Origin of the sequence: Siphonobacter sp. (assembly GCF_048595215.1) — a bacterium.
GTDB lineage: Bacteria > Bacteroidota > Bacteroidia > Cytophagales > Spirosomataceae > Siphonobacter.
In genome coordinates this window covers 1-7,688 of record NZ_JBMDWJ010000332.1, presented here as the reverse complement: position 1 = coordinate 7,688, position 7,688 = coordinate 1, and the positions used below count along the sequence as shown (strand labels likewise).

The 7,688-nt window shown below is 47.5% G+C and carries 6 protein-coding genes; 3 read left to right on the top strand and 3 right to left on the bottom strand.

Features of this window, described 5'->3' with window-relative positions:
* Window positions 1-205 precede the first annotated feature (205 nt).
* The 3 genes from ACOJTG_RS20700 (at window position 206) to ACOJTG_RS20690 (ending at window position 3,451) form a co-directional block, all read left to right on the top strand.
* Window positions 206-961 carry a DUF4290 domain-containing protein gene (locus ACOJTG_RS20700; protein ID WP_420155554.1) on the top strand — a complete coding sequence of 252 codons (756 nt, stop codon included), beginning with the start codon at window positions 206-208 and terminating at the stop codon, window positions 959-961.
* Between the two features lie 82 nt (window positions 962-1,043).
* A complete protein-coding gene (gene murA / locus ACOJTG_RS20695; RefSeq protein WP_420155553.1) occupies window positions 1,044-2,351 on the top strand; it encodes a UDP-N-acetylglucosamine 1-carboxyvinyltransferase in 1,308 nt (435 codons plus the stop codon).
* Between the two features lie 113 nt (window positions 2,352-2,464).
* Entirely contained in the window at window positions 2,465-3,451 is a 987-nt protein-coding gene (locus ACOJTG_RS20690; RefSeq protein WP_420155552.1) for a polysaccharide deacetylase family protein, read from the top strand.
* A 55-nt stretch (window positions 3,452-3,506) separates the two neighbouring features.
* Here ACOJTG_RS20690 and ACOJTG_RS20685 read toward each other — a convergent pair whose 3' ends face one another.
* The 3 genes from ACOJTG_RS20685 to ACOJTG_RS20675 form a co-directional block, all read right to left on the bottom strand.
* The gene (locus ACOJTG_RS20685; RefSeq protein WP_104710816.1) at window positions 3,507-4,259 is read right to left on the bottom strand and encodes an NIPSNAP family protein; all 753 of its coding nucleotides are present in this window, start codon (window positions 4,257-4,259) and stop codon (window positions 3,507-3,509) included.
* Window positions 4,260-4,390: 131 nt separating this feature from the next.
* A complete protein-coding gene (locus ACOJTG_RS20680) occupies window positions 4,391-6,541 on the bottom strand; it encodes a carboxy terminal-processing peptidase (protein WP_420155551.1) in 2,151 nt (716 codons plus the stop codon).
* Between the two features lie 151 nt (window positions 6,542-6,692).
* A complete protein-coding gene (locus tag ACOJTG_RS20675; protein ID WP_420155550.1) occupies window positions 6,693-7,454 on the bottom strand; it encodes an FKBP-type peptidyl-prolyl cis-trans isomerase in 762 nt (253 codons plus the stop codon).
* Window positions 7,455-7,688: the final 234 nt, after the last annotated feature.

Here is a 7,688-nt window from a genome sequence, read left to right as displayed (position 1 = left end):
ACTAGCCATTCGGGTTTTCTGCTTTTGAAGCAGAATTATTTTACCGTTTCAGAGCCAAAATAACCTTGGAACTTGTATCCTTCTTTTTACATTTGCAAAACTTCACGAGTACCTTGGGTTGACTCTTCGCTCGGTTACGCCAGACGCTTGGTCAGGGCATTACCAAATTCTACAACCCATTTATCTCGTCCACTGAAAAAAACACATTCGATTGAAAGAATACGGAAGTAATATCCAAAAACTGGTGGACTATCTCGTAACGATTCAGGAACGGGAGAAACGCACCAAACAAGCTTACGTTCTTATTGAGCTGATGCGACAAATCCACCCGAACATGAAAGAAGGGCAGGATTACACCAATAAACTTTGGGACGACTTGTACATCATGTCGGGTTTCCGCCTGGACGTAGACAGTCCATTCCCACCGCCATCGCCCGAGGCGATTGGCAAGAAACCGAACCGAGTTCCTTACAATACGCATAACTTACAATTCCGTCATTACGGCCGTAACCTGGAAGTAATGGTAGAAAAGGCCATTTCGCTGACGAATGAGTACGAGCGTTGGGCTTTCGCCAGTTACATCGCCAAAATGATGAAGAGTTTCTATACGGCCTGGAACAAGGACAATGCCGATGATTCAACGGTATGGGAACACCTGCGTATTATCTCTAAAGGCGGCTTGGACGCCGAAATTGAGCGTATTAAAAAAGAAGGATACCTCGATATTGCTCCCCGTGACCGGTACTCAAGCAATACGGGCGGCGGTAATAGCGGTGGCGGTCATCATCACTCCTATTCGCATACGCCTCATAATCGTCCGCATCGTAACGAGCGAAACGAACGGCCGGATCGAAATGAGCGAAATGAACGCTCTTCGTCGTTTCAACGTCGCAACGGACCGCCGAGCAACAATCGCAACAACAACAACAGTCACTTCAATCGTAATAACCGCAAAAAATAGTTTATAGGATACCGTTCCTCAGAAAGGGCTGTACGTAGCCTTTTGCCTGAGACTGTTCACCCCATAAACGGTTCATCAGCTAATGGCTTCATTTAAAGTAACAGGAGGAAAAAAACTGCAGGGCGAGATTATCCCGCAGGGTGCAAAAAACGAAGCACTTCAGATTATCTGTGCGGTACTTCTCACGAAAGAACCCGTCACAATTCACAATATCCCCGCCATTCGCGATGTCATCGCCCTGATTGACCTCCTGGGTGATATGGGCGTTAAGCTTACGCATTTGAGCGAAACGTCCGTACGCTTTCAAGCCGATGATGTGAATCTGTCGTACCTCGAGATGGAATCGTATAAAACCAAAGCAGCCTCGCTACGGGGTTCCGTGATGATGCTTGGACCGCTGCTGGCTCGTTTCAAAAAAGGAAGAATCCCCCGGCCCGGTGGTGATAAGATTGGCCGCCGTCGCTTGGATACGCACTTCCTGGGTTTCGAACGGCTGGGTGCTAAATTCGACTTTGACCCCGAAGATGGCGGTTTCTATAAAGTAGATGCCTCCAACCTCAAGGGTACGTACATGCTGCTGGACGAAGCGTCTGTTACGGGTACGGCCAACGTTTTGATGGCCGCCGTACTGGCAGAAGGCACCACCACCATATACAATGCCGCCTGTGAGCCGTATTTACAGCAGTTATGCAAGATGCTGGTACGCATGGGTGCGAACATCTCCGGCATCGGTTCTAACCTGTTAACCATCGAAGGCGTATCCGAACTGAATGGTACGGAACATACGATGTTACCAGACATGATTGAAATTGGTTCCTTTATCGGTATGGCTGCCATGACGCAGTCGGAGCTGACTATCAAGAATTGCTCCGTACCTGATCTGGGAGTTATTCCGGCCGTATTTCAGAAGCTAGGCATTAAACTGGAAATTCGCGGCGACGATATTTTCGTACCCGCTCAGGATCATTACGAGATTGAAACCTTCATCGATGGTTCGATGCTAACGGTAGCCGATGCTCCCTGGCCCGGCTTCACGCCTGACTTGCTGAGTATTGTGCTTGTAACGGCCATCCAAGCAAAAGGAACGGTACTCATTCACCAGAAAATGTTTGAAAGCCGCCTATTCTTTGTGGACAAACTCATTGAAATGGGGGCTCAAATCATCCTCTGCGACCCCCACCGGGCTACGGTCGTGGGCATGAATCGGCATATTCAGTTACGCGGTATCCGCATGACTTCACCAGATATCCGGGCGGGCGTATCGCTGCTCATTGCGGCCATGTCAGCCAATGGCGTTTCCATTATCGATAACATCGAGCAGATTGATCGCGGCTATCAGCACATTGATACGCGACTGAATGCCATCGGAGCGGAAATTATCCGTCTGTAATCAACGAATGATAATAAAAGCCGGTACCTAAGGGTTACCGGCTTTTTTGTTTTTAAAGGATTCTTAACTTAACGGGCTCAACTACAGTCATCTCTTTTCACCTCTCTCCTGCTATGCTGTATCGTTCACTTTTGCTTGCACTAGGTATTATTGGACTTCATCAAGGTACTCACGCCCAGACTTACGCTGAAAAACTCGGATTTCCCAAAGACCGGAAAGTCATCATTTTACACGTGGATGATGCCGGAATGAGTTACGATTCGAACGAAGGCACCCGTAAGGCCCTTACCACAGGTGTAGCTAATTCCACGAGTGTGATGATGCCCTGTAGCTGGGTACCGCATTTCATGAATCTGGCCCGGCAAAATCCTACCTGGGACGTAGGCGTACACCTGACGCTTACATCTGAATGGGCGGGCTACCGCTGGCAGCCGCTGGTGGGTAAGGAAAAGGCTCCGGGCCTGTACGACACCCAGGGATGTTTTTATCCGAGTGTGGAAGAAGTAGATCGCCACGCGATGGCCGACGAAGTAGAAGCCGAAATACGAGCCCAGATTGCTCAATTCCGAGCTTTTGGTCTGGAGCCTTCGCACATCGACTCACACATGGGTACGCTGTTTCAGCCCAAGTTTGTAGAACGGTACATTAAAGTGGGAATCGAGGAAAAAATTCCGGTCATTTTTCCTGGTGGCCACAACACACTCATCAGTGCTAGTCGGAGTCTGGATGCTAACCTGACTAAAGCCATTGGACAAAAACTGTGGGCGGCTAAATTACCCGTCCTTGACGATTTGTTCAGCGATACGTATGGCTGGAATCTACCCGCTGGTCAGCAACCTTCTGATCAAAATCTGAGAGCTTTCAAAACGCAGAAATACGTGGAGCTGCTGAAGGCCTGCCGACCTGGCCTCACCATGATTATCATGCACTGTACCGATCCCACGGTTGTATTCAATCGGATCTCGGATTCGGGACCTACGCGGAAAGGCGATTTACTGGCGATATTGAACCCCGAACTTCGCCGCTACATCGAAGACAATCAGATTATCTTAACAACTTGGCGGGAGATTAAAGAACGGCGTTTACAAATCAAGGAATAAAAAAGAGCGGCTACCCGAAATGGAAGCCGCTCTTTTTTTTAGCGATCCAAGCCGTTTATTTCAAAGGTGAAAAGTCCGTTGGGACGAGGTATACCGATGTTACAGATTCGGTCAATGAGCCGTTGGCTAGCTTCTCCGAGGCCGTCCGTACCGATACCCACTCGGGGTCCTCCCGAAAGGCTTTAAAAGCCGCTTCTCCGGCCTCTTTACTCTTTTGAGTAAGCAGGTACATCAGGATGTTGTCGGTATTGTCTTCGGTCCAGTACACCAGGTTCGTCATCCCGTGCTTTTCAAATAATTTAGTGGTATGATTCCGAAAGCGAGCCAGCAACAAAGGCAGGTTATAGGGCGTCGTTTTGTACGTACGTAATTGAAACACCCGATTGCCCTTCTGATCAATTTGAAGCTGGGGGGAAAAATCAGTCGTATGAAAAAACTTACTGATCACTTTTGAAACGATACGGCCATTTTTCTCAGACTCGGAAGAGACCTTCTTCCATTCCGGATCACTCCCAAACGCTTTCCAGCTTGAATCCCGGGCTGCCCGATTAGGGTACGACAGAAAGTAAATCAAGCAGCTATCCGGCTTGTGCTGGGGTACGAAATAACCCACGTTCGTCATGCCATGTTTTTCGAAAATCCGCATGGTATGATTACGGAAACGGGCCATCAGATCGGGCTGTTTACCTTCGGGTGAATAATAGACCCGCATTTCGTACAGACGGGTATCCACAGGAGCTGGAGTTTTGGGTTGAATGAAAGCGGCAAATAAACCTACACAACAAAGCAGAAGTACAGCAGAACGCATGACGTTAGAGGTTAAATAAGAAAGAAAGCAGACAAAGGTCTGTTGAAATCCGTAATTAGATGCGTACGATCATAAAAAAAGAGAGCAGAATTTTAACGTTCTGCTCTCTTCCTGTACTAACTATACGAAGTTTATTTCAACGAAATCCAGTCTGCTAGAATCCGCGTCGTCTCTTTCAACTCGGCATCTTCTTTAAACTTGCTGATGAAATTTTCTTTCATCTTCTGACGGGTATCCGCTGAGGCCACATCTTGACCGGGCATTCCTCCACCCGAAGCTCCCAACTGAGCAATCTTGTCGTTGAGGAGTACTACCTCGTACGGGTTTTGCTTATCTGTGCCTAGCTTCGCCAGTTCTTCTTTCCGCTTTTTAGCTTCTTCCAATTCCTTCCGACGCGTCGCTTCGTTAAGGGAAATCATTGACTTATCCTTGTTCTTCAGGAAATCTCCGACCTCAGCCGAAAGGCGTAACAAGTCAGGATCAGCTTTGAAACGTTCGTTGTACCGATCGCGAAGTTTATCCAGCACATTCGGAGTAAGGTTTGTGTACTCCGTAAATACACTTGGCTTAATCTGATCCCAGGGCAGAGCCGTAGGTTGTGAGCTTTCGCCAAACTCTTCAGCACTGAAACGCGAAGGCAGTTCAATATCAGGCGTTACCCCTTTATGCTGGGTACTGCTACCCGTAATCCGGTAGAATTTAGCCCGGGTCATTTTCAGTAAACCTACCTTGTCTGTTTCCTTGGGCAGGAACTGATTCAGATCCAGTAATTGCTGTACAGTACCTTTTCCGTAGGTCGTACCACCGATGATGATACCACGTTTGTAATCCTGAATAGCTCCGGCAAAAATCTCGGAAGCCGAAGCACTAAAACGGTTTACCAATACAGCCAATGGTCCAGCATATACCTGTTGCGGATCTGGATCATCGTCCGCATCGATCCGGCCCATGGCATCTTTTACCTGTACGACTGGACCATCTTTAATGAACAGACCCGTCAGTTTGATAGCTTCATCGAGTGAACCACCGCCGTTGTAACGCAAGTCCAGGACCACACCGTCTACTTTGGCTTGCTTAAACTGCTCAAGGAAACGCTGTACGTCGCGACTGGTTGAGTTATAGTCCTTGTCGCCCTTCCGCATTTCTTCGAAGTTCTGATAGAAACCCGGTAGCGTAATGATTCCGATGCGATACTCTTTCTTCTCGAACGTCATCGGTACTACCTCGGCTTTCGCCACGCCTTCTTCCAGCTTCACCTTATCCCGTACGATTTTAATCTCGCGAGGCATACTACCCGGCAAAGCGTCCGATTTCAGAATATTCAGTCGAACCGTCGTTCCTTTCGGACCACGAATCAGTTTCACTACATCATCCAGACTCCAGCCGACTACATCGACCATCTGACCCGCAGCTCCCTGCCCTACGCCCACAATACGGTCGTTTTCGTGAATCATACCACTCTTCATGGCAGGTCCACCCGGTACGAGTTCCCGAACTTTGGTGTAATCGTTTTCGGGCGTCAGTGTAGCACCAATTCCTTCGAAGGACTGAGCCATTTCATCCTTAAACCGCGAAGCATCCGGCGGAGCCATGTAGCTCGTATGCGGATCAATCACTTCTGCGAATGAATTCATGAACGTCTGGAAGACGTAATCGCCTTTTACCTTACTCGTCTGTTTATCCAGGTTGGTATACCGTTCTTTTAAGAGACGATAAATGGCCGTATCTTTTTTACCCTGAAGTTTGTAATCCAGAGCCTGACTTTTGACAATTTTCTGCCACAGTTCATCGAGTTCAGCCGGCGTTTTGGCCCAGGATACTTTGTCGCGATTGGTTTCATACGACTCATCCTTGGTAAAATCGAAAGGTTTATCCGTCAGTTTAGTGACGAACTGCATCCGTTCGTGAAAACGTTTCAGGAACAAATTGAAGAGATCATAAGCTGGCGTCAGATTACCACTTTGCAGGTAATCGTCCATCTGGTAGCGATACTTTTCAAACGCAGCTACGTCCGAAGCCAGCAGATATGCTTTACCATTATCAACTTCTTTGAGGTAGTTATCCCAAACTTTATTCGAGAGCGAATCATCCAGTGGTACCCGACGATAATGGTAAGACGAAAGAATGGTGGTTACAATCTTTTCGACTTCTTTCTGAGAAGCAGTGGGAGCTAAAACGACGGGCTGATCCGTACTAAGCTTCTGAGCTACTGAAGGACGTTCAGGCTGAAACCCCAGTAACACCAGCGGCACAAAGGCGAGCAAATAGCTTTTCATAGACATGTTATCTTGAGGCGTTAATCGTCGGAGATGTGGGATATTCTTGGATTTTTCAAGTACGTATTCCTGAAAAAAAATAATGCCTACATCGGTACTTTTGCCTTGGCTCCTCTTTTTTCTTCAGAACAGAAAGTCGGCTCGGGCCCAACGATTTTTACTTTTCAATTTCTAATAATTCAACATCAAAAATTAAAGCTGAATACGGTTGAATCTGACCGGCGTTCCGTTCACCGTACGCGAGCTGGTAGGGAACAAACAAGCGGAATTTTGAACCAACCGGCATTAACTGTAACCCTTCCTGCCATCCCTGAATGACGCCATTAAGCGGGAAGCTGATGGGCTCACCCCGATCAACGGAGCTATCGAATACGGTTCCGTCAATGAGGGTTCCGTGGTAATGGGTTTTTACTTTATCGGTCAGGGCCGGTTTCGGTCCCGTACCTAATTTCAATATTTTGTATTCCAGTCCACTAGCTGTAGTAACAACACTATCTTTCGTTTTGTTCTCTGCTAGGAATTTTTCACCAGCCAAGCGATTCGGTTCGTATTTCTTCGCGTTTTCAGCCTGCGTTTGGGCCTGTGCCTCGGCTTGCTTGGACTGCATCTGCTGACTGAAGTTTGACAACGTAGCCTGGTACTGATCCTGGGTAAGAATGTATTTCTCGTCTTTGGAATCCCGGATGGCTTTCGCCACTAAGTCCATATTAAGACCCTTCAGCATCGGGTTTTTCAAACTGCGGGCCATATCCATACCGATGGCATAACTTATCGAATCCATCGGCGTTTTCAACCCTGCGGCAGCAGTAGCCGCGGGAATGGGCTTTTTCACGGCAGGTTTAGGGGCGGGCTTTTTAGCTTGGGCAAAGGCCGTCATGGAACATGACACCAGCAGAATTGCAATACTACTTTTTTTCATGAAAGAATACTTTCGGGGAAACATCCGAATTCCTGAAAAGGATGAGGACTTAAAATGATTAGAATGAACGAAGATATAAATTACTTTCTATTATTTTCTTAAACGTAAATCAACGGCAGAAATTATGAGATGAACGGACAAAAAATACGTTCACGCCCCTTTCAGGCCCTTCAGTAGGGTTCATAAAAAAGCCGTGCTGGTATGACCAGCACGGCTTTTCAGGCTCATTAGTTC

Coding starts and splice junctions, on each gene's coding strand:
- murA (WP_420155553.1), top strand. CDS start 1,044: ATGGCTTCATTTAAAGTAACAGGAGGAAAAAAACTGCAGGGCGAGATT.
- ACOJTG_RS20690 (WP_420155552.1), top strand. CDS start 2,465: ATGCTGTATCGTTCACTTTTGCTTGCACTAGGTATTATTGGACTTCAT.
- ACOJTG_RS20685 (WP_104710816.1), bottom strand. CDS start 4,259: ATGCGTTCTGCTGTACTTCTGCTTTGTTGTGTAGGTTTATTTGCCGCT.
- ACOJTG_RS20680 (WP_420155551.1), bottom strand. CDS start 6,541: ATGTCTATGAAAAGCTATTTGCTCGCCTTTGTGCCGCTGGTGTTACTG.
- ACOJTG_RS20675 (WP_420155550.1), bottom strand. CDS start 7,454: ATGAAAAAAAGTAGTATTGCAATTCTGCTGGTGTCATGTTCCATGACG.